Annotated in this window: 21 protein-coding genes; 5 read left to right on the forward strand and 16 right to left on the reverse strand. The window is 61.9% G+C overall.

The window, feature by feature from the left end; all coding sequences use genetic code 11:
• Nucleotides 1-143: 143 nt before the first annotated feature.
• The 8 genes from O0880_RS16450 to O0880_RS16485 all read right to left on the reverse strand — a co-directional run bounded on the left by O0880_RS16450 (nucleotide 144) and on the right by O0880_RS16485 (nucleotide 9,286).
• Nucleotides 144-1,088, reverse strand: a complete 945-nt coding sequence (locus O0880_RS16450; protein ID WP_289887496.1) for a Tim44-like domain-containing protein — start codon at nucleotides 1,086-1,088, stop codon at nucleotides 144-146.
• 45 nt (nucleotides 1,089-1,133) lie between these two features.
• Entirely contained in the window at nucleotides 1,134-1,868 is a 735-nt protein-coding gene (gene ubiE, locus O0880_RS16455) for a bifunctional demethylmenaquinone methyltransferase/2-methoxy-6-polyprenyl-1,4-benzoquinol methylase UbiE (protein ID WP_034753359.1), read from the reverse strand.
• A 29-nt stretch (nucleotides 1,869-1,897) separates the two neighbouring features.
• Nucleotides 1,898-3,139 carry a sigma-70 family RNA polymerase sigma factor gene (locus tag O0880_RS16460; RefSeq protein WP_289887498.1) on the reverse strand — a complete coding sequence of 414 codons (1,242 nt, stop codon included), beginning with the start codon at nucleotides 3,137-3,139 and terminating at the stop codon, nucleotides 1,898-1,900.
• 2 nt (nucleotides 3,140-3,141) lie between these two features.
• Nucleotides 3,142-3,486: a YciI family protein gene (locus tag O0880_RS16465; RefSeq protein ID WP_289887500.1), complete on the reverse strand. Its 345-nt coding sequence runs from the start codon at nucleotides 3,484-3,486 to the stop codon at nucleotides 3,142-3,144.
• A 98-nt stretch (nucleotides 3,487-3,584) separates the two neighbouring features.
• The gene (locus O0880_RS16470) at nucleotides 3,585-4,034 is read right to left on the reverse strand and encodes a DUF971 domain-containing protein (protein ID WP_071325598.1); all 450 of its coding nucleotides are present in this window, start codon (nucleotides 4,032-4,034) and stop codon (nucleotides 3,585-3,587) included.
• Nucleotides 4,035-4,043: 9 nt separating this feature from the next.
• Nucleotides 4,044-4,487 carry an HIT family protein gene (locus O0880_RS16475; protein ID WP_289887502.1) on the reverse strand — a complete coding sequence of 148 codons (444 nt, stop codon included), beginning with the start codon at nucleotides 4,485-4,487 and terminating at the stop codon, nucleotides 4,044-4,046.
• Nucleotides 4,484-8,524 (reverse strand): DUF3683 domain-containing protein, encoded by a 4,041-nt coding sequence (locus O0880_RS16480; protein WP_289887503.1) that lies wholly within the window; start codon nucleotides 8,522-8,524, stop codon nucleotides 4,484-4,486. Before O0880_RS16480 ends, O0880_RS16475 begins: the two co-directional genes overlap by 4 nt.
• 270 nt (nucleotides 8,525-8,794) lie before the next feature.
• Nucleotides 8,795-9,286: a YqaA family protein gene (locus O0880_RS16485; RefSeq protein ID WP_289887504.1), complete on the reverse strand. Its 492-nt coding sequence runs from the start codon at nucleotides 9,284-9,286 to the stop codon at nucleotides 8,795-8,797.
• Nucleotides 9,287-9,534: 248 nt separating this feature from the next.
• On the opposite strand from O0880_RS16485, the gene ilvA reads away from it, so the two are divergent.
• The 5 genes from ilvA to rapZ all read left to right on the forward strand — a co-directional run bounded on the left by ilvA (nucleotide 9,535) and on the right by rapZ (nucleotide 15,082).
• Nucleotides 9,535-11,070, forward strand: a complete 1,536-nt coding sequence (ilvA, locus tag O0880_RS16490) for a threonine ammonia-lyase, biosynthetic (RefSeq protein WP_289887505.1) — start codon at nucleotides 9,535-9,537, stop codon at nucleotides 11,068-11,070.
• A gap of 77 nt (nucleotides 11,071-11,147) precedes the next feature.
• Complete coding sequence (gene queF / locus O0880_RS16495; protein WP_289888127.1) at nucleotides 11,148-11,990, forward strand: NADPH-dependent 7-cyano-7-deazaguanine reductase QueF; 843 nt, start codon at nucleotides 11,148-11,150, stop codon at nucleotides 11,988-11,990.
• A 334-nt stretch (nucleotides 11,991-12,324) separates the two neighbouring features.
• Nucleotides 12,325-12,807: a PTS sugar transporter subunit IIA gene (locus O0880_RS16500; RefSeq protein WP_071325603.1), complete on the forward strand. Its 483-nt coding sequence runs from the start codon at nucleotides 12,325-12,327 to the stop codon at nucleotides 12,805-12,807.
• A 36-nt stretch (nucleotides 12,808-12,843) separates the two neighbouring features.
• Entirely contained in the window at nucleotides 12,844-13,779 is a 936-nt protein-coding gene (gene hprK / locus O0880_RS16505) for an HPr(Ser) kinase/phosphatase (RefSeq protein WP_034753337.1), read from the forward strand.
• A gap of 439 nt (nucleotides 13,780-14,218) precedes the next feature.
• Nucleotides 14,219-15,082, forward strand: a complete 864-nt coding sequence (gene rapZ, locus O0880_RS16510; protein WP_289887512.1) for an RNase adapter RapZ — start codon at nucleotides 14,219-14,221, stop codon at nucleotides 15,080-15,082.
• 38 nt (nucleotides 15,083-15,120) lie between these two features.
• Here rapZ and O0880_RS16515 read toward each other — a convergent pair whose 3' ends face one another.
• The 8 genes from O0880_RS16515 to O0880_RS16550 all read right to left on the reverse strand — a co-directional run bounded on the left by O0880_RS16515 (nucleotide 15,121) and on the right by O0880_RS16550 (nucleotide 21,849).
• Nucleotides 15,121-16,206: an enoyl-CoA hydratase/isomerase family protein gene (locus O0880_RS16515; protein WP_289887513.1), complete on the reverse strand. Its 1,086-nt coding sequence runs from the start codon at nucleotides 16,204-16,206 to the stop codon at nucleotides 15,121-15,123.
• A gap of 154 nt (nucleotides 16,207-16,360) precedes the next feature.
• Complete coding sequence (gene raiA, locus O0880_RS16520; protein ID WP_071325606.1) at nucleotides 16,361-16,723, reverse strand: ribosome-associated translation inhibitor RaiA; 363 nt, start codon at nucleotides 16,721-16,723, stop codon at nucleotides 16,361-16,363.
• Nucleotides 16,724-16,792: 69 nt separating this feature from the next.
• Nucleotides 16,793-18,271, reverse strand: coding sequence for an RNA polymerase factor sigma-54 (locus O0880_RS16525; RefSeq protein WP_289887515.1), 1,479 nt, complete (start codon nucleotides 18,269-18,271; stop codon nucleotides 16,793-16,795).
• Nucleotides 18,272-18,275: 4 nt separating this feature from the next.
• Nucleotides 18,276-19,031: an LPS export ABC transporter ATP-binding protein gene (gene lptB / locus O0880_RS16530; protein ID WP_071325608.1), complete on the reverse strand. Its 756-nt coding sequence runs from the start codon at nucleotides 19,029-19,031 to the stop codon at nucleotides 18,276-18,278.
• Nucleotides 19,031-19,624, reverse strand: coding sequence for a lipopolysaccharide transport periplasmic protein LptA (lptA, locus tag O0880_RS16535; protein WP_289887516.1), 594 nt, complete (start codon nucleotides 19,622-19,624; stop codon nucleotides 19,031-19,033). Before lptA ends, lptB begins: the two co-directional genes overlap by 1 nt.
• 25 nt (nucleotides 19,625-19,649) lie before the next feature.
• Complete coding sequence (gene lptC, locus O0880_RS16540; protein ID WP_289887517.1) at nucleotides 19,650-20,261, reverse strand: LPS export ABC transporter periplasmic protein LptC; 612 nt, start codon at nucleotides 20,259-20,261, stop codon at nucleotides 19,650-19,652.
• A 44-nt stretch (nucleotides 20,262-20,305) separates the two neighbouring features.
• Nucleotides 20,306-20,839, reverse strand: a complete 534-nt coding sequence (locus tag O0880_RS16545; RefSeq protein WP_289887518.1) for an HAD hydrolase family protein — start codon at nucleotides 20,837-20,839, stop codon at nucleotides 20,306-20,308.
• Entirely contained in the window at nucleotides 20,839-21,849 is a 1,011-nt protein-coding gene (locus O0880_RS16550) for a KpsF/GutQ family sugar-phosphate isomerase (RefSeq protein WP_083412032.1), read from the reverse strand. Before O0880_RS16550 ends, O0880_RS16545 begins: the two co-directional genes overlap by 1 nt.
• Between the last annotated feature and the right edge of the window lie 15 nt (nucleotides 21,850-21,864).

Raw genomic sequence — 21,864 nt, forward strand, 5'->3', positions numbered from 1 at the left:
GCGCGCCGCGCGCGCCCTTAAAAAGAAAAAACCGCCCGTACAACAACGCGGGCGGTTTCGATCTTACCAGTTCAGCAGAAAATATCCCTCAAGCACCATGAATTAGCCATGGGCTTAAGCTGCTATTCAGGAAATAATTATCATTAACCCAATTGTTGAATGCCTGCCAAGACCCAGCCGTTATTGCCGCTGACGGGTTTCGACATATTCCACACTTCCGCGAACGGCTCCGCCGCGGCATCGGGCGCCGAACGGATCAGGCCCGTGAACTTCACGCTGGCCAGGTAATCGGTGACGCTCGTTTCGATGCCGAGCAATTCGGCGTCGATGCTGACGACGTCCGTGAAATCGGCTTGCGCACCACGCTCCTGGATCTGCATGCGCAGCTCAGCGTACACTTCCGGCGACGTGAATTCGCGGATGTCGTTGACGTCCGCCTTGTCCCAGGCCGCTTGCAGGCGAATGAAATTGCTCTTCGCGTGACGCAGGAAGGCATCCTTGTCGAAATCGGCAGGCACGCCCCATGGCGCGGCCACGGGCGCGACCTTGTCCAGGCCGACGCCGGACGAGACCGGTTGCAGCGGCGGCAGCGGTGGAATGCGCGAGCCGATATCGGGCGTGTTGCCCGCTGGCGCAGGCTGGTTGCCGCCAAAACCGGCGAACGGCGCATGGCCACCCGCATTGTTTTCGCGCTTGCCGCGCACCATGCGGTAGATGAAGAACGCCGCACCGGCCAACAGGGCCACCATCAGCAAGGTGCTGATCATGCTGGCCAGGGCGCCGCCCAGGCCGAAGTGCGACAGCAAGGCGCCCAGGCCCAGGCCCAGCAGTGCACCGCCCAGCAAGCCTTTCCAGCGGCTGGGTGCCTTGGCGGCAGGTGCGGGTGCCGGCGCGGGGGCCGGTTGCGCCTGGCGTGGCGCGGCGGCCGGTGCGGGGGCAGGTGCCGGCGCGGGAGCCTGGCGACCCACGTTCTGCGACTGGCGGCCAAACGAACGGCCACCGCCCATGGGACGGGCCAGCGCCTCGCCCAGCATGGATACCGTGGTCGCGGCCAGCATCATGCCAACCATAAATTTCTTCAATTTCATTCCATCTCCTAAATTCACCGGCAACACGCGAGTGACCTCGTTGTCTTACATCTTGATGCCGGTATGCAAAGCGGCTATGCCCGCCGTCAAATTGTAGTACTGCACGCGCTCCAGGCCCGCCGTTTCCATCATGGTCTTCAGCGTTTCCTGGTCCGGATGCATGCGGATCGATTCGGCCAGGTAACGATAGCTTTCCGCGTCACCGGCGATTTTCTGTCCGAACCACGGCAAGACCGAGAACGAATACAGGTCATACGGCTTTTGCAGCGGCGCCGCCACCTTGGAAAACTCCAGCACCAGCAGCTTGCCGCCCGGTTTCAGCACGCGGCGCATTTCCGCCAGCGCCACATCCTTGTGCGTCATGTTGCGCAGGCCAAAGGCCACGCTGACACGGTCAAAATAGTTATCGGGGAATGGCAGTTTTTCCGCGTCACACAACAAGGTGGGGGTGAGCAAGCCGCGATTCAAGAGGCGGTCGCGGCCCACGCGCAACATCGATTCATTGATATCGGTCAACCAGACTTCGCCCGTGGGGCCCGCCTGCTTGGCGAACGCCTTCGACAGGTCGCCCGTGCCGCCGGCGATGTCGAGCACCTTGAAGCCAGGGCGCACGCCCGCGTTGGCAATCGTAAACGTCTTCCACAGACGGTGCAGCCCGCCCGACATCAAGTCGTTCATCACGTCGTATTTGGCAGCGACGGAATGGAACACCTTGGCGACTTCGCGCACTTTGTCGTCTTCTGCAACTGTTTTGTATCCGAAATGGGTCGTATTGGTCATGGTAGGCAGTCTGTTTGAACTTGCGTGCATTATACAAGCGGCAGGCGCATTTCCCCGTGACGCCGGAGAAGGTATTGCCTTTCGACCGCATTCGTGGCCAGCATTGCCGCCCGGGCATACGCCGCCAGCGCCCCCGCGCGGTCGCCCTGGCGGCGCAGCAGGTCGGCCCTGGCCGCGTGCAGGTAGTGCGACTGGGCCAGGCTGGGCACGGCTTCCAGGCGCGCCAGCCACGCCAGCCCATGTTCAGCACCATGCGCCATGGCGCAGGCGATCACGGCATTAAGCAAGACCAACGGTTCCGGCTTGTGCCGCAGCAAGGCGCCATACAGGGCACTGATCTGGCGCCAGTCCGTCTGCCCGGCCGTGGCGGCCTTGGCATGCAGGGCGGCAATGGCCGCGTGCAACTGGTACGCCCCCGGCGCACGGGCCGGCAAGGCTTGCTCCAGCAACGCCAGCCCTTCGGCGATCAAGTCACCGCGCCACAGGCGGCGATCCTGCTCTTCCAGGGTCAGCAGATAGCCTGCGGGCGACAGCCGCGCCGCGCCGCGCGACGCCTGCAGCAGCATCAGGGCCAGCAAGCCCTGCACTTCCGCTTCGCCGGGCAGCAAGGTATCGAGCAGCCGTCCCAGCCGCAGCGCTTCCGCGCACAGGTCCGGGCGCAGCAAGGCGTCGCCGCCGCTGGCGCAATAGCCTTCGCTGAACACCAGGTAAATCACGTGCATGACTTGCGCCAGCCGCGGCGGCCAGTCTGGCGCCGGCGGCAACTCGAACGGGATGGCCGCCTCGGCGATCTTGCGCTTGGCGCGCAGCAGGCGCTGCGACAGGGCCGCTTCGGCCAGGCCGAAGGCGCGCGCGATCTCGCCCGTGGACAGCCCACACAGGGTGCGCAGGGCCAGCGCCACCTGCGCCTCGGGCGCCAGCGCCGGATGGCAGCAGATGAACAGCAGGCGCAAACGGTCATCCTCGATGGCTTGCACTTCCTCCGCCTGGGCCGCCGACAGGCTGGACAGCACGGCGTCGGCATCGATGACGCCCTTGCCCGCGCGGCGCACGTGATCGAGGGCCGCGTGGCGCGCCACCGACGTCAGCCAGGCGGCCGGATTATCGGGCACGCCCGTCTGCGGCCACAGTTCCAGCGCCTTGCGGCACGCTTCCTGCAACACATCTTCCGCCAGGCCCAGGTCGCCGAAGCGCCGCATCAGGCCGGCCAGCACCTTGCCACGCTCCTGGCGAAAGACGTGTTCGACGGCCGAGGTGGCGTCGCCGCCCATGCTCACGCCGTGACGGGCCGCACTTCGATCGTGCCCAAGGATGCTACCGGGCAACGCCCGGCCCAGGCCAGCGCCTCGTCCAGATTGGCGCAGGCCAGCAGGTAGTAGCCGCCCAGCTGCTCCTTGGTTTCCGCGAACGGCCCGTCCGTGACGACAGGTTTGCCATTGCGCACCCGCACGCTGGTGGCGCTGCCTACGGGCGCCAGCTCGCCGCCGCCGCGCAGCACGCCGGCCGCCTCCAGTGCCTGCGTGTAACTTGCGAACTCGGCCATCAGGCTGGCCATCTGCCCTTCCTCCATCGCTTCATAACGCGCCTCGTCGGCGTAGATCAGGATCATGTATTCCATAGTCTCTTCTCCAAAAGAAAAATGCCCGCAAGCGCGGGCATCCATACGACGAACGGGGCGGCGGCAATCCGACAAGATTACCGCATTATTTTTTTAGCTTAATGTTTATGCCCGCAGCTCGGTCCGTGGACATGGCCGGAAGATTGCTTGACCGTCATGTCCGCCTTGGCGTCGCGGCCGCTGTCGCCGGGGTAGCCGGCCGCCGTCAGGCGGTCCAGGTAATCCTGCCACAGCTTTGGCTGTTCCACGCCCAGCTTGTACAGGTAGGCCCAGGTGTACAGGCCGGAATTGTGGCCATCGCTGAAGGTCGGTTGCACGGCGTAGTTGCCAACCGGCTCCAGGCCGGTGATGCCGACCAGGCGTTTTCCTAACTGCAAGGTTTCCTGGCCCTTGCCATGGCCCTGCACTTCGGCCGACGGCGAATACACGCGCAGGTATTCGAACGGCAGCGCGAATTCGCTGCCATCGTCGAAAGCCACGTCGAGCACGCGCGACTGGTTGTGCACGGTCAAGCCGGTCGGTTGGGGTGTTGCTACTTTTTCAGTCATGACAATACTTTATGCGGATAAACGTTGAATGATGGCATCGCGCAAGGCCGGCAACAGGGCGCGGCGCGCGGCCAACACCTCGGGCGCCGTCTCGCGCTGCACCACGGCCCAGCTCGGGCTGGGGAAATGCGCATCGTCGCGGTAGCGGGGAATCACGTGCCAGTGCACGTGCGGCGTCATGTTGCCGAAACTGGCCACATTGACCTTTTCCGGCTGCATCACTTCACGCACGGCCAGCTCGACTTGCCACACGACTTCCATGACATAGTTGCGCTCGCCCGGCGTCAAATCCGTCATTTCCTTCACATGCCTGTTCCAGATCACGCGGCAAAAGCCGGGATAAGCAGGATCGTCGACGGCCACCACGGACAGGCGTTCGCTGCGCCACAGCAGGGTCTCCAGACCCTGCTTGTTGGCGTAGCCATCCAGCAGACTGCACAGATCGCAGGTCACACCAGCACCCGCTCAATGCCGCCGTCGTTGGCGCGTTTCACGTAATCCGGCATCCAGTTCTCTCCCAGCAAGTGTTTGGCGATCTCGACGACGATGTAATCGGCCGTCGTGCCCGAATCATCATTGTAGCGCGACAAGCCTTGCAGGCACGACGGGCAGCTGGTGAGGATTTTCACGTCGCCCGTGAAGCCATCGCCGCGCAGCTTGTCGGCGCCCTTGACCATTTCCTCTTCCTTGCGGAAACGCACTTGCGTGGAAATGTCCGGGCGCGTGACGGCCAGCGACCCCGATTCACCGCAGCAACGATCGTTCTTCTCGATCTTCACGTTGTCTACCGTGCTGATCAGGGAATTGATGGTCTTGCCCGATTCCTGCAGCTTCATCGGATTGTGGCAAGGCTCGTGGTACATATAGCGGGTGCCGTTCACGCCTTCCAGCTTGACGTTTTTCTCCAGCAAATACTCATGGATATCCATGATGCGGCAGCCGGGGAAAATCTTTTCAAACTGATACGTGGCCAGCTGGTCGTAGCAGGTGCCGCACGACACGAGCACCGTCTTGATGTCCAGGTAATTGAGCGTGTTGGCCATGCGGTGGAACAGGACGCGGTTGTCCGTCATCATCTTCTCGGCCTTGTCGAACTCGCCCGCGCCCCGTTGCGGATAACCGCAGCACAGGTAGCCAGGCGGCAAGACCGTCTGCACGCCCACTTCCCACAGCATCGCCTGCGTGGCCAGGCCCACTTGCGAGAACAATCGCTCCGAACCGCAACCGGGGAAGTAGAACACGGCTTCCGTATCGGCCGTCGTCGTCTTCGGATTGCGGATGATCGGGATGACTTTATCGTCTTCGATATCGAGCAGCGCGCGCGCCGATTTCTTCGGCAGGTTGCCCGGCATCTTTTTATTGATGAAGTGGATCACCTGCGCCTTGACGGGCGGCTTGCCCGTCGACGGCGGCGGCGCCTTGGTTTGCTTCTTGGCAAATTTCTTCAGCAAGTCATGGCCCAGGCGCTGCGCCTTGTAGCCCCAGCCGATCATGACCTTGCGCGTGGCGTTGATGGTCACGGGATCGGTGGCGTTGAGGAACATCATCGTGGCCTTGGTGCCAGGATTAAAGCTCTTCTTGTCCATCTTGCGCAGCAAGTTGCGCATGTTCATCGACACGTCGCCGAAGTCGATATTGACCGGGCAAGGCGTGACGCACTTGTGGCATACCGTGCAATGGTCCGCCACGTCCTCGAATTCTTCCCAATGCTTGATGGAAATACCGCGGCGCGTCTGCTCTTCGTACAGGAACGCTTCGATCAGGGACGACGTCGCCAGGATCTTGTCGCGTGGCGAGTACAGCAAGTTGGCGCGTGGCACGTGCGTCGAACACACGGGCTTGCACTTGCCGCAGCGCAAGCAATCCTTGACGCTGTCGGCGATGGCGCCGATATCGCTTTGCTGCATGATCAGCGATTCGTGGCCCATCAGGCCGAACGATGGCGTGTAGGCATTGCGCAAGTCGGCACCCATGCCTGGCAGGTTCAGCAATTTACCCTTGTTGAAACGGCCTTCCGGATCGATGCGCTGCTTGTAGCTGCGGAACTCGCCGATTTCCTCTTCCGTCAGGAATTCCAGCTTGGTGATGCCGATACCATGCTCACCGGAAATGACGCCGTTGAGCGAGCGGGCCAGGATCATGATGCGGCCCACGGCTTCGTGGGCGTCCTGCAGCATTTCGTAATTGTCCGAGTTGACGGGCAAGTTCGTGTGCACGTTGCCATCGCCCGCATGCATGTGCAGCGCGACAAACACGCGCGAACGCAGGATGCGCGCGTGGATGGCGGTGGCCTCGTCGAGGATCAGCTTGAACGCGGCGCCGTTGAAGATCTGGCGCAGCTGGGCACGGATTTCCTGCTTCCAGGTAATGCGCACGGTGCGGTCCTGCACCACGTCGAACAGGGTGGCGGCCGGCTGCGTTTCCAGGCGCGCATCGAAGACGGGCAGCAAGCGCTCCATGCCCAGCTCGGCCAATTCGCCCTTCACGTCGGCCAGCGGACGGTCCAGCTGTGCCAGCAGATAAGTCCAGCGTGCCGTGACTTGCGCCAGCAACTGCTGCGCCTGCTCAGCACGGTCGCCCAGCATTTCCGCATCGTCGACACGGTCGTCGGACGCGTCGTCGCTCTTGCCGACAGGCAAATTGCCCTTGCCAAAGAATTCGCTCAAGGCGTCGGCCAGCTGCAGCTTGTTCTTGATCGACAGCTCGATATTGATGCGTTCGATGCCATCCGTGTATTCGCCCATGCGGTTGAGCGGGATCACCACGTCTTCATTGATTTTAAAGGCGTTGGTATGCTTGGCAATGGCGGCCGTGCGGGCGCGATCGAGCCAGAATTTCTTGCGCGCCTCGGGGCTGACGGCCACAAAGCCTTCGCCCACGCGCGTGTTGGCGATGCGCACCACTTCCGACGCCGCCTGGGCGACGGCGTTTTCATCGTCGCCGACGATGTCGCCGAACAGGGCCATCTTCGGCAGCACGCCCCGTTTCGACTTGGTGGCGTAGCCGACGGCGCGCAGGTAGCGCTCGTCCAGATGCTCGAGACCCGCCAGGCGGATGGTCGCGTATTGCTCGCCCTTGGCCGGCAAGCCATCGAGGTAATCCTTGATTTCCACGATCGACGGGATCGCATCGCGCGCCTGGCCGAAGAATTCCAGGCAGACGGTGCGGGCGAATTTCGGCATCTTGTGCAGGATCCAGCGCGCCGACGTGATGAGACCGTCGCAGCCTTCCTTCTGGATGCCCGGCAAGCCGGCGAGGAATTTGTCCGTCACGTCCTTGCCCAGGCCTTCCTTGCGGAACTTGCGGCCAGGAATTTCCAGGATTTCCGTCTTGAACGGCGCGTTCGGTTTCGTGGCGTCGCGCGTGCTCGGGTGACGCCATTCCAGCTGGAAACGTGCCAGCGCGATATCGTGGATCTTGCCCAGGTTATGGTCGAGGCGCGTGACGTCGAGCCAGTCGCCGTTCGGGTCGACCATGCGCCACGACGCCAGGTTGTCGAGCGCCGTGCCCCACAGCACGGCTTTCTTGCCGCCCGCATTCATGGCGACGTTGCCGCCGATGCAGGAAGCGTGGGCCGAGGTCGGATCGACGGCAAACACGAAACCGGCCTTTTCCGCCGCTTCCGACACCTTGTTCGTGATCACGCCGGCGCCCGAATTGATGGTCGCGTATTCGTGCGTGAGGCCGGGCAAGACCGTCATTTCCACGGCGCCCAGGGTGATCAGCTTTTCCGTGTTGATGACGGCCGACATCGGTGTCAGGGGAATCGCGCCGCCCGTGTAGCCGGTGCCGCCGCCGCGCGGGATGATGGTCAGTCCCAGCTCGATACAGCCCTTCACCAGGCCGGCCATTTCCTCTTCCGTATCGGGCGTGAGCACGACGAACGGGTATTCCACGCGCCAGTCGGTGGCATCGGTCACGTGCGACACGCGCGTCATGCCGTCGAAGCGCACGTTGTGCTTTTCCGTGTAGCGGCCCAGTACCTTGACCGTGCGCTTGCGCAAGTCGTAGGTCTTGCGGAATTCGTCGCCAAAATCGGCCACGGCCTTGCTGGCCGCCTTCAGCAGCAGCTCCACGTTGGCACTGCGCGCCTTGGCGACTTCCGGCGCTTCACCACTGGCCGCGACGTCGCCGCCGGCCGCATCGATGCCCAGGCGGCGCTTGTCGACCTCGGCCAGGCGGTGATGCAAGGCATCGATCAAGCCCTGGCGGCGCTTCGGATTGTCGAGCAAGTCATCCTGCAGGTAGGGATTGCGGCGCACGACCCAGATGTCGCCCAGCACCTCGTACAGCATGCGGGCCGAACGGCCCGTCTGGCGGGCGCCGCGCAGCTCGTCGAGCAGGCGCCAGGAATCCTCTCCCAACAGGCGTATGACGATCTCGCGATCGGAAAACGATGTGTAGTTATACGGGATTTCGCGCAGGCGGCTTGCTGCGGGACCATTGGGCGTTTCTGCCAGTAAAGCTTGGATATGTGCGGGAGCGTTCATGGAGTGTGGTGACGATGTGGACTGGACCCTAAAGACCCATTTTATCTTATTGCGCCGCACCATGCGGGAACAGCCTTATGCCGCCCAAGGTTTAAGCAGGGTCGGCGCAACCATAGCAAATATGGTCAAGTCACAATTTCCATGAATAAAAAATCAGCCTCCTTGCCTTTTTCGCGCAAAAATGCCAAGAATCGGACTCGACCACAAACTATCAAACTGCCCAAAAACAGGGCAAACAGGCGTTGCAATGCACACGATACGGCATCGCCATCACGCCAGCATTTGCCCGATCCGGTGCCAGACGCCATCGGGCACGTACAGCAGCAAGCCCGTCATCGTCAGGTAACGCGCGCACTTGCCGACGGCCATGTACGCCACGCTGGGCCAGAACGGCAGCTTGAGCCAGCCTGCCAGCGTGCACAGCGGGTCGCCCACGAGGGGCAGCCAGGCCAGCAGCATGGTCTTGGCGCCATAGCGGGCCAGCCAGCGGAACCAGCGCGTGTCGCGCTCCTTGGCGAACGCCTGCTTGGCCCGGTAGCCCATCCAGTAATCGACGATACCGCCCAGCGTGTTGCCCAGGGTGGCGACGGCAATGGCGGCCCAGAACAGGGAAGGATTGGCCTTGATGACGGCAAAGACGGCCGGCTCTGAGCCGAGCGGCAACAAGGTGGCGGAAATAAAGCTGATCAGCAAGACCGAGGTCAGCCCGACTTCCGGCGCTGCAATCAGTTGCAGCAACCAGGCGATTGCGGATTCGATCATTGAACACTTCGCGATGCGGTAAGGCTCTCCATTATAATGAAGAGCAGCTTGGGCGCCGCACAAACCGCGCCTGCCGGCAAGGGCGCACCCGCCCCGCGTTCTACACAGCATGATTGTTGCCTGGTTATCCGCCGCGGCACAGCCGATATCGACCACCACGCTCCAGCAAGAGACTGTCACAGTAGAGACGCATCGACCTACTGTGGTAGGCTCATCGTCCCTGGCCCAGAATCACTCGCTTGCAGACTATGAACATCGACTACCTCAAGAAAATCCTGACCGCCCGCGTCTATGACGTTGCCTCCGAAACGCCGCTGGAACTGGCCCCTGCCCTGTCGCAGCGCCTGAACAACCAGATTTACTTCAAGCGCGAAGACATGCAAAGCGTGTTCAGCTTCAAGATTCGTGGCGCCTACAACAAGATGTCCAAGCTCAGCGAAGCGGACCGCAAGCGCGGCGTGATTTGCGCCTCGGCCGGCAACCATGCCCAGGGCGTGGCCCTGTCGGCCGCGCGCATGGGTTGCCGCGCCGTCATCGTCATGCCCACCACCACGCCGCTGGTGAAAGTCGAGGCCGTCAAAGGACGGGGCGGCGTGAACGTGGAAGTGGTGCTGCACGGCGAATCCTATACGGATGCCTACAACCACGCGCTGACCCTGGAAAAGGAGCAGAAGCTGACCTTCGTGCACCCGTTCGACGATCCGGACGTGATCGCCGGCCAGGGCACGATCGGCATGGAAATCCTGCGCCAGCACGCCGGCCCCATCCACGCCATCTTCGCCCCCATCGGCGGCGGCGGCCTGATCGCCGGCATCGCCGCGTATGTAAAACAGATCCGTCCCGACATCAAGATCATCGGCGTGCAAAGCGTCGATTCGAACGCCATGGCCCGCTCGCTGAAGGCCGGCGAGCGCGTCACCCTGAACGACGTGGGCCTGTTTGCCGACGGCACGGCCGTGCGCCTGGCCGGCGAGGAAACCTTCCGCCTGGTGCAGGCCTATGTCGATGAAATCATCACGGTCGACACGGACGCCATCTGCGCCGCCATCAAGGATGTGTTTACGGATACGCGCTCGATCCTCGAACCGTCGGGCGCGCTGGCCGTGGCCGGCGCCAAGGCATACGTGGAGCGGGCCAGCCTGTCGAAGCACCCGGTCAACCATGAAACCCTGATCACCATCGCCAGCGGCGCGAACATGAATTTCGACCGCCTGCGCTTTGTCGCGGAACGGGCCGAGCTGGGCGAATTCCGCGAAGCCGTGTTTGCCGTCACCATGCGCGAACAGCGGGGCAGTTTCAAGCGCTTCTGTTCGCTCATCGGCGCGCGCAACGTGACGGAATTTAACTACCGCATCAGCGACGAGAAGGAAGCGCACGTGTTTGTCGGCATCCAGATTGCCGACCGGCATGAATCGGGCGTGCTGGCGAAGAAATTCGAAGAGCACGAATTCAAGACCCTGGACCTGACGCATGACGAGCTGGCCAAGTCGCATATCCGCCATCTGGTCGGCGGCAAGAGCCGGCTGGCGCAGGATGAGCTGCTGTACCGCTTCGAGTTCCCCGAGCGCCCCGGCGCACTCATGCGTTTCCTCGACAGCATGGCGCCGAACTGGAATATTTCCCTGTGTCATTACCGCAGCCAGGGCGGCGACGTGGGGCGCATCCTGATCGGCCTGCAAGTGCCGCCCGATGAAATGGGCGAATTTGCCCGTTTCCTCGATACCCTCGGCTACCGTTACTGGGATGAGAGCAGCAATCCCGTCTACAAACTGTTTTTAGGATAGATGGCGAATCGCCCCGGTATTTGCACCGGGGTGAAATAGGCTACCATGCGTGCTTGACTGAACTACGCCACACGACCATGACCACCACCAACGACCTCGCCGAACAATCGCCCCTGGGCAAAAGCTCGGCCTACCGCACCGATTACGCGCCGGACTTGCTGTTTCCCATTCCGCGCCAGGGCAAGCGCGACGAGCTGGCACTGCACGGCACGCTGCCATTCTTCGGCCTCGATATCTGGAATGCCTACGAACTGTCGTGGCTGAACCAGCGCGGCAAGCCGCAAGTGGCCATTGCCAAGGTCAGTGCGCCGGCCGATTCGCCCAACATCATCGAATCGAAGTCGTTCAAGCTGTACCTGAACTCGTTCAACCAGACCCGGCTCGAGAATCCGCAAGCGCTATTGACCCTGCTCAAGCAGGATCTGTCCAAAGGCTTTGGCGCCCCCGTGCAAGTGGAATTGACCTTGCAGGAAGATTTCGGCAAGCTGAAGATGGGCGAGTTCGACGGCGTGCTGCTGGACCGCCTGGACCTGGAAATCACGCAATACACGCCGTCGCCGCAGTTGCTGAAGGCGGCCCTGGACGAAGCGCCCGTGGAAGAAAAACTCGTCTCGCACCTGTTGAAATCGAATTGCCTGGTGACGGGCCAGCCCGACTGGGGCAGCGTGCAGATCGAGTACGCGGGACCGCAGATCGACCAGGAAAGCCTGCTGCGCTACCTGATCGGTTTCCGCGAACACAATGAATTTCACGAGCAATGCGTGGAGCGCATCTTTGTCGACATCTTGCGCCAGTGCAAGCCACAGAAACTGTCCGTGTACGCGCGCTATACGCGTCGTGGCGGACTCGACATTAATCCGTGGCGCAGCAACTACAGCACGGGCACCGTGCCGGGTAACCTGCGCAACGCGCGCCAGTAGCCTCACGCGCCCGCGCACAAACAATGCCGCAGGGAATGCACGCTGTGTTTTAAAACAACGTTGCGGTCATACTCTGAGGCATCATAAAAGCGCTGAAAAGTCGGAAAATCGGCATTCGGCGACGGAAAAACCGGCGCGCCCCGTGTTTTTAATCAGGAAATAGCCGATACACCCCGGTGTTATTTTTTTGCTAAAATGAGGGTGACATGGGCCGTAGCGCCCACTGCGCCCGCAGCGGGCGTATACTGTTGAGAATTGGCGTTACAGGCCGCGGAAACAGGCCTATAATTCGGCTCGCAAGCCCTCTGCGCATTGCACCATTTCATTGAGTGTCATGACTAATCTTAGCAAAATACTATCTCTCGAAAATGTCCTGTTGGATCTGGAAGTGTCCAGCAAAAAGCGCGCTTTCGAGCAAGCCGGCCTGATCTTCGAAAACAATTACGGCATCGCCCGCTCTACCGTCTCGGACAATCTGTTTGCCCGTGAACGCCTGGGTTCGACTGGCCTCGGTCATGGCGTGGCCGTGCCGCATGGCCGCATCAAGGGCATGAAGACGCTGAAAGCGCCACTGGGCGCCTTCGTGCGCCTGGCCGAGCCGATTCCGTTCGAGTCGCCCGATGGCAAGCCCGTCAATCTGCTGTTTTTCCTGCTGATTCCCGATCATGTCACCCAGCAACATCTGGAAATCCTGTCGGAAATCGCCGAAATGTTTTCCGACGACGCCTTCCGCACGGCCCTGGCCACGGATCCGGAACCGAAATCCGTGCATTCGCGCATCGTCAATTGGCAACCTAGTCTTCAAGCGGCGGGTTAAACTTCAGGTATTCCTCCACTCCTGAAGAAGACTGCCATGTTGCAAACGCCGCTGACGATACAACGCCTGTACGACGACAATCGTGAAAGTCTGCAACTGGGCTGGTTCGCCGGCTTCCCCGGCGGCGAACGCCTGATCTCGGGCGACGTCTCGTCAGCCGCCGACCAGGTGGGCCACTTGAACCTGATCCATCCGGGCCGCATCCAGGTCTTCGGCCACCAGGAAATCAATTACTACCAGCGCCTGAAGGTCAATACGCGCACCCACGTGATTGGCGAGCTGATCGCCGGCGGGCCGCCCGCGCTGATCATCGCGCAAGGGCTGGAAACGCCACCCGACATCCTCGCCATCTGCGACGAGCAAAACATTCCCCTGTTCTCGACCCCGCTGCCGGCCGCGCAGGTGATCGACTTCCTGCGCGTCTACCTGTCGAAGAAGTTGGCGCAGCGCATCATCATGCATGGCGTCTTCATGGACGTGCTGGGCGTCGGCGTGCTGATCACGGGCGACTCGGGTCTGGGCAAGAGCGAACTGGGCCTGGAACTGATCTCGCGCAGCCATGGCCTGGTGGCCGACGACGCCGTCGAGTTCTCGCGCATCGCGCCGAACATGATCGAAGGCCGCTGCCCGCCCCTGCTGCAAAACCTGCTGGAAGTGCGGGGTCTGGGCTTGCTCGACATCAAGGCCATCTTTGGCGAAACGGCCGTGCGCCGCAAGATGCGCCTGAAACTGATCGTGCACCTTGTGCGCCGCAATGCGCTGGAAGAGGAAGTCGAGCGCCTGCCATTCCTGTTCCCCACGGAAGACGTGCTGGGCTTGCCCGTGCGCAAGGTCGTCATCCCCGTCGCCGCCGGCCGCAACATCGCCGTGCTGCTGGAAGCGGCCGTGCGCAATACCATCTTGCAACTGCGCGGCATCGACACCTTGCAGGAGTTCATGGAGCGGCAACGACTCGCCATGAGTGGCGATTAATGTTGCCAAGGAGTTCGCCCTGGCAAGGGCGAACCGTGACGCAGGCACGCAGCCATGCTGCGTCAGTTCCCTGCTGCACCAACGACTCTCCATGAGTGGCGATTAATGTTGCCAAGGAGTCCGCCCTGGCAAGGGCGAACCGTGACGCAGGCACGCAGCCATGCTGTGTCAGTTCCCTGCTGCACCAACGACTCGCCATGAGTGGCGATTAATGTTGCCAGGGAGTCCGCCCTGGCAAGGGCGAACCGTGACGCAGGCACGCAGCCATGCTGCGTCATTTTCCTGCTGCACCAGCGACGCGCCATGAGTGGCGATGAACGCCGGAGGCAGACCCGTCGACAACAATTAAATGTAACCAACACTAAGGCTCCAAATGCAATAATTTGTAAAGATAATTGCCTTCGAGGCAGAGCACCGATCTTTATTGTATGATCGGTATATGCATATGGTCCTTATTACCGGAATATCCGGCTCCGGCAAATCCGTGGCACTCAATGTGCTGGAAGATACCGGCTACTATTGTGTCGACAACCTGCCGCCGGCGCTGCTGCCCAGTCTGGTGCAAACCCTGCTCGATGAAGGCACACCGCAACTGGCCGTCGCCGTCGATGCACGCAGCGCCGAGTCACTGACCAGCCTGCCGCACAATGTGGCGCTGCTGCGCGACCAGGGGCATGACGTGAAGGTCATGTTCCTGACAGCCACCACGCACTCGCTGGTGGCGCGCTTCTCGGAAACGCGGCGCAGCCACCCGCTGTCGCATGAGCTGCGTCCGAACCAGAATCCGGCCAGCCGCCGCACCCTGATCGAATGCATCTCGGAAGAGCGCGAACGCCTGTCGGCCATCGAACAGCTGGGCCATGTGATCGACACCTCGGAACTGAGCGCCAACAAGCTGCGCGCCTGGATCAAGGATATCGTCGCCTCCGAACGGGCGCCGCTGACCCTGTTCTTCGAATCGTTCGCCTTCAAGCTGGGCGTGCCGCTCGACGCCGATTTCGTCTTCGACGTGCGGGCCCTGCCGAATCCCTATTACGACCTGGCCTTGCGCCCGCTCGACGGCCGCGACGCGCCCGTGATCGCCTTCCTCGATGCGCAACCGAGCGCACTCGAGCTGTTGGCCGACATACGCGCCTTCATCGAGAAATGGTTGCCGTCATTCAAATCCGACAACCGCAGCTACCTGACGGTGGCGCTCGGCTGCACGGGCGGCCAGCACCGCTCCGTGTACATGGCGGAACGGCTGGCGCAGTATTTCAGCCCGAATGAACGCGTCGTCCTGCGCCACCGCGAACGTAGCTAGAACGCCAAGCGACCGCGCGTCGCTTGTATTTGGCCCTGTTAATTCAGATGGCAAAGCGGATGCGCTTGCGCCGGCCAGACCGGTGCAAAGAAGCGCGCCACCATGGCCGCATCGACCTCGTCCAGGCTGGCCGGCTGCCAGCGCGGCGCATGGTCCTTGTCGACCACGAGCGCGCGCACGCCTTCAAGCACCTCGCCATGCGTAAAATTGTGGCGCACCAGCGTGCGCTCCATGCGCAGGCAATCGGCCACGCCCAGGTGTGCGCCCCGCTGCAGTAATTCCAGGGTGACCGACATCATCAGCGGCGAGCGCAGGCGCATTGCCGCCAGCGCCTTGGCCGCGAACGCACTGTCATCCTGCGCCAGCGATGCCATGATGGCCGCCACGGAAGCGGCACTGAAATGGCGGTCCAGCACCGTGCGCACGGCCGCCAGCGCAGAGACGCCCACCTCGGCCTGGAATGACGCCGCCAGGGCCTTGATGGCCACCGGCAAGCCTTCACCGGGCGTCGACTCGAACAGGGCCGTCAGCGCCTCCATGGCCGTCTCCGGCAGATACACATCGGCCAGCCCCGTGTACAGCGCATCGGCCGCGCCGATGGTCAGGCCCGTCAAGCCCAGGTACAGACCCAGCTGGCCAGGCAGGCGCGACAGGAAATAGCTGCCGCCCACATCGGGAAACAGGCCAATATTGACTTCCGGCATGGCCATGCGCGTGCGGCCCGTCACGATGCGCAAGCGGTTGCCGGGGCCGGCCTGCGCCACGCCCATGCCGCCGCCCATCACCACGCCATCCATCACGGCGATATACGGTTTCGGATAGAAATGAATTAAATGATTTAAAGCATATTCTTCTGTAAAGAAATCTTCCAGCAGCGCACTGCCGCCCTGCGGCGTGGCCCGGCCCGCATCGTAAAAGAAGCGGATGTCGCCGCCGGCGCACAGGGCTTTTTCGCTGCTCGAGCGTATCACCACGGCGTCCACCTGCGGATCGTCGCGCCAGGCCAGCAAGGCGGCACTCATGGTGCGCACCATCTCCAGCGACAGGGAATTCAAGGCTTTCGGGCGGTCGAGCACAATGTGCGCGGTGCGGTTGCGGATAGAGGTGTGGACGAAGTCGCTCATGGCAGGCAGGCAAGAAGTGAAAGTGCCAACATTCTAGCGCCTGCAGGAACAACCTTGCGTTCGGCCAGGCGATCCGTGCGCAAGGGTGACGGGCGCAAAAAAGGGCGCAAGATGTGCGCCCTTAGTTGATCACAACTGCTGGAAGCGGGTGGCCTTAGACGGCGACGACGGCTTCATCCTCTGAGTTGTCTGGCAGATGCTTGATCGCCTCTTTACCGTGCCCTTGCACTTTGCTTTTGTATTTCATCACTTGCCGGTCCAGCTTGTCGATCAGGGTATCGATCGCGGCATACAGGTCTTGCGCCAGGCTTTCCACATAGACGGTCTTGCCACTCAGACGCAGGTTGACTTCGGCCTTTTGACGCTTTTCTTTCTCTTTGAGGTTGTCCACGGTCAGAATCACGGCGATATCGATAACGTGATCGAAATGACGTTTCACGCGCTCCAGCTTCGTTTGTACGTATTCACGAATGGCTGGTGTCACTTCGAGATGATGTCCGCTGATGGTGAGATTCATACACACTCCTAAAGATGATCGGGTTCGTGCGGTGTCCATCGTATCCGGCCCGCAGAGGAACCGAAAAAACTACAAGCACTTACGCAGACTCACTGGCGGAATTTTCAACGCTTCCCGGTATTTGGCAACAGTACGTCGCGCAATCACCATGCCTTGTTCTCCCAGCATGTCCGCAATCTTACTGTCGGATAAAGGATTTTTAGGGTCTTCTGCTCCTGTCAGTTGCACGATCAATGCCCGTATCGCCGTCGATGACGCTTCGCCCCCCGCTTCGGTGGCGACGTGGCTACCAAAGAAATATTTCAACTCGAACATGCCGTGCGGGGTCAGCATGTACTTTTGAGTTGTTACCCGCGAGATAGTACTCTCGTGTAAACCCAGTGTATCAGCTATTTCACGGAGCACAAGGGGGCGCATGGCAACGGCCCCATGCGAGAAAAAGTTCTTTTGTCTTTCTACTATCGCCTGCGCCACGCGCAGGATCGTGTCGAAGCGCTGGCGCATATTCTTGATCAGCCACTTGGCTTCCTGCAACTGTGCCCCCATGGCGCCCTCACCCTTGCCCTGCTTGAGCAGGTTGGCATACATGGCATTGACGCGCAGGCGCGGCATGACGTCATTGTTCAGGGTCACCTGCCAGCCATTGCGCGCGCGCTTGACGACCACGTCCGGCACCACGTAGTCGGAAACGTCGGAGGCGAACACGGCGCCCGGGTGCGGATTGCACAGGCGAATCACGGTCTGCGCCTCGCGCAAGTCTTCGTCGTCGCAATCGAGGGCTTTTTTCAGCTTGTTGAAATCGCGCTGGGCAAACCAGGCCAGGTGCTTTTCCACGATGACGATGGCCATGCGGCGCGTCACCAGGGCGATATGCGGCAAACGCTTGATTTGCAGCGCCAGGCATTCGGAGGCGTTGCGCGCCCCCACACCCGGCGGATCGAAGCTTTGCAGCAGCGCCAGCGCCGTGCGCAGCTCGTCGGCATCGATGTCCAGCTCCGCCGGCAGGCGCGCCAGGATGTCGTCGAGCGACTCTTCCAGGTAGCCATTGTCGTCGAGCGCGTCGATGATCAGCTCGACCAGCGCGCGGTCGCGCAATTCGAGCACCGTCACGCGCATCTGCTCCATCAGGTGTTCGCGCAAGGTGCAGTGATGGGCTTCGAGTTGCGGACGGGCATCCTCGTCGTCGGGCGTCTTGCCCCGGCTCGCTTCGCTCCAGTCGCTGTCGCCGCCATCCATGGCGGCCGGACTCTCGCCCGCCTCACCGTCAAACCCATCCGCTTCGGCCGGCGCCGCGGGCGCCTCCTGGCTGGGTGGCTGGGGCGGTGCCTCGGCCGGCGCGGCCGTCGAACTCAAGGCGCCATCGGACAGCAGGCGCAACGAGCGGTCGAGCGGATCGTCGAGACGCTCGAGCAGGGGATTGTCCGTCAACAGCTGCTCTAGCTCCTGGTGCAATTCCAGGGTAGACAATTGCAACAGGCGTATCGATTGCTGCAACTGCGGCGTCAGTGCCAAGTGCTGCGAGGTGCGCAGCTGCAATGATTGTTTCATTGGCTCACATGCGGAAGTGTTCGCCCAGATAGACCCGGCGTACCGACTCGTTCGCGATGATGTCGTCGGGGCGTCCCGACGCCAGCACCGAGCCCTGGTTGATGATGTAGGCACGGTCGCAGATACCCAGCGTCTCGCGTACATTATGGTCGGTGATCAGCACGCCGATATTGCGCTCCTTCAAGAAACGCACGATGCGCTGGATTTCGATCACGGCGATCGGGTCGACGCCGGCGAACGGTTCGTCGAGCAGCACGAAACGCGGGTCCGTGGCCAGCGCGCGGGCGATTTCCACGCGGCGGCGCTCGCCGCCCGACAGCGACAAGGCCTGGTTCTCGCGCAGCTTTTCAATCTGCAAGTCGGCCAGCAATTTATCCAGGCGCTCCTCGATCTCGGCCTTCGTCAATGGACGGCCTTCGACGGTCTGGATTTCCAGCACGGCGCGGATATTGTCTTCCACCGTCAGCTTGCGGAAAACGGACGCTTCCTGCGGCAGATAGGACAGGCCCATCTGCGCGCGGCGGTGGATCGGCAGCCTGGAAATATCCACGCCGCTGATATCGATGGTACCGCCATCCGACGGCACCAGGCCGACGATCATGTAGAACGAGGTGGTCTTGCCGGCGCCGTTCGGGCCCAGCAAGCCCACCACTTCGCCGCATTCGACTTGCAGCGAAACATCATGTACGACTTGCCGCTTGCCATAGGTCTTTTGCAGCCCGCGGACGATCAGGGTACTGCCGCAACGTGTATTTTCCATTATTTCTTTCCTGGCGCGGGCGCCGCCGGCGCTTTCTCCGCCGCGGGTGCCTTGGTCTTCGGCTGGATCACCATGCGCACGCTGCCGGCTCCCGGGGAGCTGGTGCCGCTGTCGGTATTTTCCATATTGAACACTTCATTGCGGCTGTCATACGAGATGAAGGCGCCGTTGGCCACATCGGTGATTTTCGTGCCTTCCAGGCGCGTCAGCTTGGCCTTGGAAAACAGTTTCACCACTTCCGTCTTGTTGTCGTATTCCACGCGCTCGGCTTCGCCTTCCACCCACAGGTCGCCCGCGCCATCGCGCTTCTGGCGGAAGGTGGCCAGCTTGCCCGGATCGGCCCAGAAGGTGATGAATTGATAGCCTTGCGGATCTTCCGTGATCAGGGCCCGGCCCGCCTTCATGGTCAAGGTACCCTTCACCAGCACCACGTCGCCCGTCAGGGTACGTACTTGCTTGATGTCATCCATCTGGCCGCGCTGGGCGGTGATGACGGCTTCCTTGTCGGAATCGGCCTTCTCGGCATGCGCCGCCCCCATCACGCCCAGCGAGCAGACGGTCGAGAATAGGGTCAACAGCAAGATATTCTTCATAGTATGGTTTCCTTGTTTCATTCTGTCATTGTGCCGCCGCGGCCGGGCGCGGTCTCGGCGGGAGGACGATGCGCAGCGACTGCTGCACTTCCACCACGCCGGTGGCGTTATTGGCCTTCATGCCCACGCCTGTCACCTGATTGGTTCCCATTAGCATGTCGACCGGCACGTCCGTTTCCATGCGCTCTTCATCAGGGAACACCGTCAGCGCTTCCGTCTTGAGCGTCAGGTTCTGCGCCTTGGGGCTGGCCACGCGGTCGATCACGACCTTGCGGTGCAGCTGCAATCGGCTATTGCCCTGGTCGATATGCGCCAGTTCCGCGTTCATGTTCATCGGCGGCATGTCGGGCGTCAGCTTGCGCACGAAAGGCTGGTCGATATCGGATGAATCATCGGCCGGGTAATGCGTGAGCTTGGTGCCGGACACGATGTAGCTGGGCTTGCCCGTCAAATCCATGCGCACCAGGCTGAAATTGGTGACAAAATAGTCGGGTTCGTCCAGGTGCTTGCTGGCCGTCATGTCCTGGCCATTCTTGTTCATCACTTCGAGCAGCCAAAAGCTGCCCAGCGCGAACGCGACCGCTCCCAGCACGGTAAAAATCATGCGCCAGCGATGGGCGCCTCCTGGCTTACGCATATTGCTTCACTCTTTCAAATGTTACTGGCGGCAAGGCTCGCGCCTCACTCCAGGAACGGCGCCATGACGCGCACATAGTTGTCCTGTGCACGCAGCAGGAATTCGCAAATCTCGCGCACGGCGCCACGGCCGCCGCCGGCCTGCGTCACATGGTGGGCCAGATCCAGCGCTTCCGGGCGGCCGCCCGGCACGCTGACGGCAAAGCCCACGCGTTTCAGGATGGGGGCGTCGATGACGTCGTCGCCGATATAGCCGCATTGCTCTTCCGTCAAGCCCGTCAGCGCCAGCAATTCGCGAAACGGCGTCAGCTTGTCGTGGCCGCCCTGATGCACATGGGTAATGCCCAAATCTTGCGCGCGGCGTGCCGTGATGGCCGAGCGGCGCGCGCTGATGATGGCCGTCTGCACGCCCGATTCCTGCAGCAGCTTGATGCCCAGGCCATCATACACATTAAACGTCTTCATCATTTCGCCGTCCGGGCCGAAATGCAGGCTGCCGTCGGTGAGCACGCCATCGACGTCAAAGATCATCAGTTTGACCTTGGCCGCGCGTGCCAGGTTGTCCGCCACGCTCTCCATCAGATCACCTTCGCTTGTGTCAGGTCATGAATATGCAGTGCGCCGACCAGTTTGCCATCGGCGTCGACCACCAGCATCTGGTTGATGCGGTACTGCTCCATCACGGCCACGGCATCGACGGCCAGGCGCTCGGGCGCGATGCTGCGCGGCTGCGCATGCATGACGTCGCGGATCGCCACTTTCGTGAAATCCTGCACGCGCTCGAACATGCGGCGCAAGTCGCCGTCGGTAAACACGCCCACCGGGCGGTTGTCCGCGTCGACGACGGCCGTCATGCCCATGCCCTTCTTCGTCATTTCCTCTAGCGCCTGCAGCAACGATGCTTGCACGGCGACTTTCGGCACCTGCTCGCCACTGCGCATGACGTCATGCACGTGCGTCAGCAGACGGCGGCCCAGGGCGCCGCCCGGGTGCGAGCGGGCGAAATCTTCTTCCTTGAAGCCGCGCAAATCCAGCAGCGCCACGGCCAGCGCATCGCCCAGGGCCAGGGTGACGGTGGTGCTGGCCGTCGGCGCCAGGTTCAGCGGACAGGCTTCTTTCTCAACAGAAATATCCAGATGCACGTCGGCCAGCTGGGCCAGGCTCGAATTCGGCTTGCCCGTCATGGCGATCAGCACGCCGCCCATGCGCTTGACGACCGGCATGATGGCCATCAGTTCGGACGATTCGCCCGAGTACGATATGGCAATAAACGCATCGTCCGAGGTGACCATGCCCAGGTCGCCATGGGCCGCTTCGGCCGGATGCACGAACATGGCCGGCGTGCCGGTGGAAGCGAGGGTGGCGGCAATCTTGCGCGCGATATGGCCCGACTTGCCGATGCCCGAGACGACGACACGCCCCTTGCATTCTAGCAACATTGCCACCGCGCGGCCCACACTGTCGTCCGTGGCCAGGCGCGCATGCAGCGCAACGATGGCGTCGGACTCGATCTGCAGGGTGGTGCGCGCCAGCGCCACGGCGCGCTCGGTGGTCGCCTGCATGTCAATTCGATCAAAAGCTTTCAGCATTGTTTTTTCATGGGT

Origin of the sequence: Janthinobacterium sp. SUN118 (genome assembly GCF_030397695.1) — a bacterium.
In the GTDB taxonomy this organism is placed as follows: domain Bacteria; phylum Pseudomonadota; class Gammaproteobacteria; order Burkholderiales; family Burkholderiaceae_D; genus Janthinobacterium.

Bases quoted from the DNA above. Each gene is read 5' to 3' on its own strand.
- O0880_RS16450 (WP_289887496.1), bottom strand. From the start codon at position 1,088: ATGAAATTGAAGAAATTTATGGTTGGCATGATGCTGGCCGCGACCACG.
- ubiE (WP_034753359.1), bottom strand. From the start codon at position 1,868: ATGACCAATACGACCCATTTCGGATACAAAACAGTTGCAGAAGACGAC.
- O0880_RS16460 (WP_289887498.1), bottom strand. From the start codon at position 3,139: ATGGGCGGCGACGCCACCTCGGCCGTCGAACACGTCTTTCGCCAGGAG.
- O0880_RS16465 (WP_289887500.1), bottom strand. From the start codon at position 3,486: ATGGAATACATGATCCTGATCTACGCCGACGAGGCGCGTTATGAAGCG.
- O0880_RS16470 (WP_071325598.1), bottom strand. From the start codon at position 4,034: ATGACTGAAAAAGTAGCAACACCCCAACCGACCGGCTTGACCGTGCAC.
- O0880_RS16480 (WP_289887503.1), bottom strand. From the start codon at position 8,524: ATGAACGCTCCCGCACATATCCAAGCTTTACTGGCAGAAACGCCCAAT.
- O0880_RS16485 (WP_289887504.1), bottom strand. From the start codon at position 9,286: ATGATCGAATCCGCAATCGCCTGGTTGCTGCAACTGATTGCAGCGCCG.
- ilvA (WP_289887505.1), top strand. From the start codon at position 9,535: ATGAACATCGACTACCTCAAGAAAATCCTGACCGCCCGCGTCTATGAC.
- queF (WP_289888127.1), top strand. From the start codon at position 11,148: ATGACCACCACCAACGACCTCGCCGAACAATCGCCCCTGGGCAAAAGC.
- O0880_RS16500 (WP_071325603.1), top strand. From the start codon at position 12,325: ATGACTAATCTTAGCAAAATACTATCTCTCGAAAATGTCCTGTTGGAT.
- hprK (WP_034753337.1), top strand. From the start codon at position 12,844: ATGTTGCAAACGCCGCTGACGATACAACGCCTGTACGACGACAATCGT.
- rapZ (WP_289887512.1), top strand. From the start codon at position 14,219: ATGCATATGGTCCTTATTACCGGAATATCCGGCTCCGGCAAATCCGTG.
- O0880_RS16515 (WP_289887513.1), bottom strand. From the start codon at position 16,206: ATGAGCGACTTCGTCCACACCTCTATCCGCAACCGCACCGCGCACATT.
- raiA (WP_071325606.1), bottom strand. From the start codon at position 16,723: ATGAATCTCACCATCAGCGGACATCATCTCGAAGTGACACCAGCCATT.
- O0880_RS16525 (WP_289887515.1), bottom strand. From the start codon at position 18,271: ATGAAACAATCATTGCAGCTGCGCACCTCGCAGCACTTGGCACTGACG.
- lptB (WP_071325608.1), bottom strand. From the start codon at position 19,031: ATGGAAAATACACGTTGCGGCAGTACCCTGATCGTCCGCGGGCTGCAA.
- lptA (WP_289887516.1), bottom strand. From the start codon at position 19,624: ATGAAGAATATCTTGCTGTTGACCCTATTCTCGACCGTCTGCTCGCTG.
- lptC (WP_289887517.1), bottom strand. From the start codon at position 20,261: ATGCGTAAGCCAGGAGGCGCCCATCGCTGGCGCATGATTTTTACCGTG.
- O0880_RS16545 (WP_289887518.1), bottom strand. From the start codon at position 20,839: ATGGAGAGCGTGGCGGACAACCTGGCACGCGCGGCCAAGGTCAAACTG.
- O0880_RS16550 (WP_083412032.1), bottom strand. From the start codon at position 21,849: ATGCTGAAAGCTTTTGATCGAATTGACATGCAGGCGACCACCGAGCGC.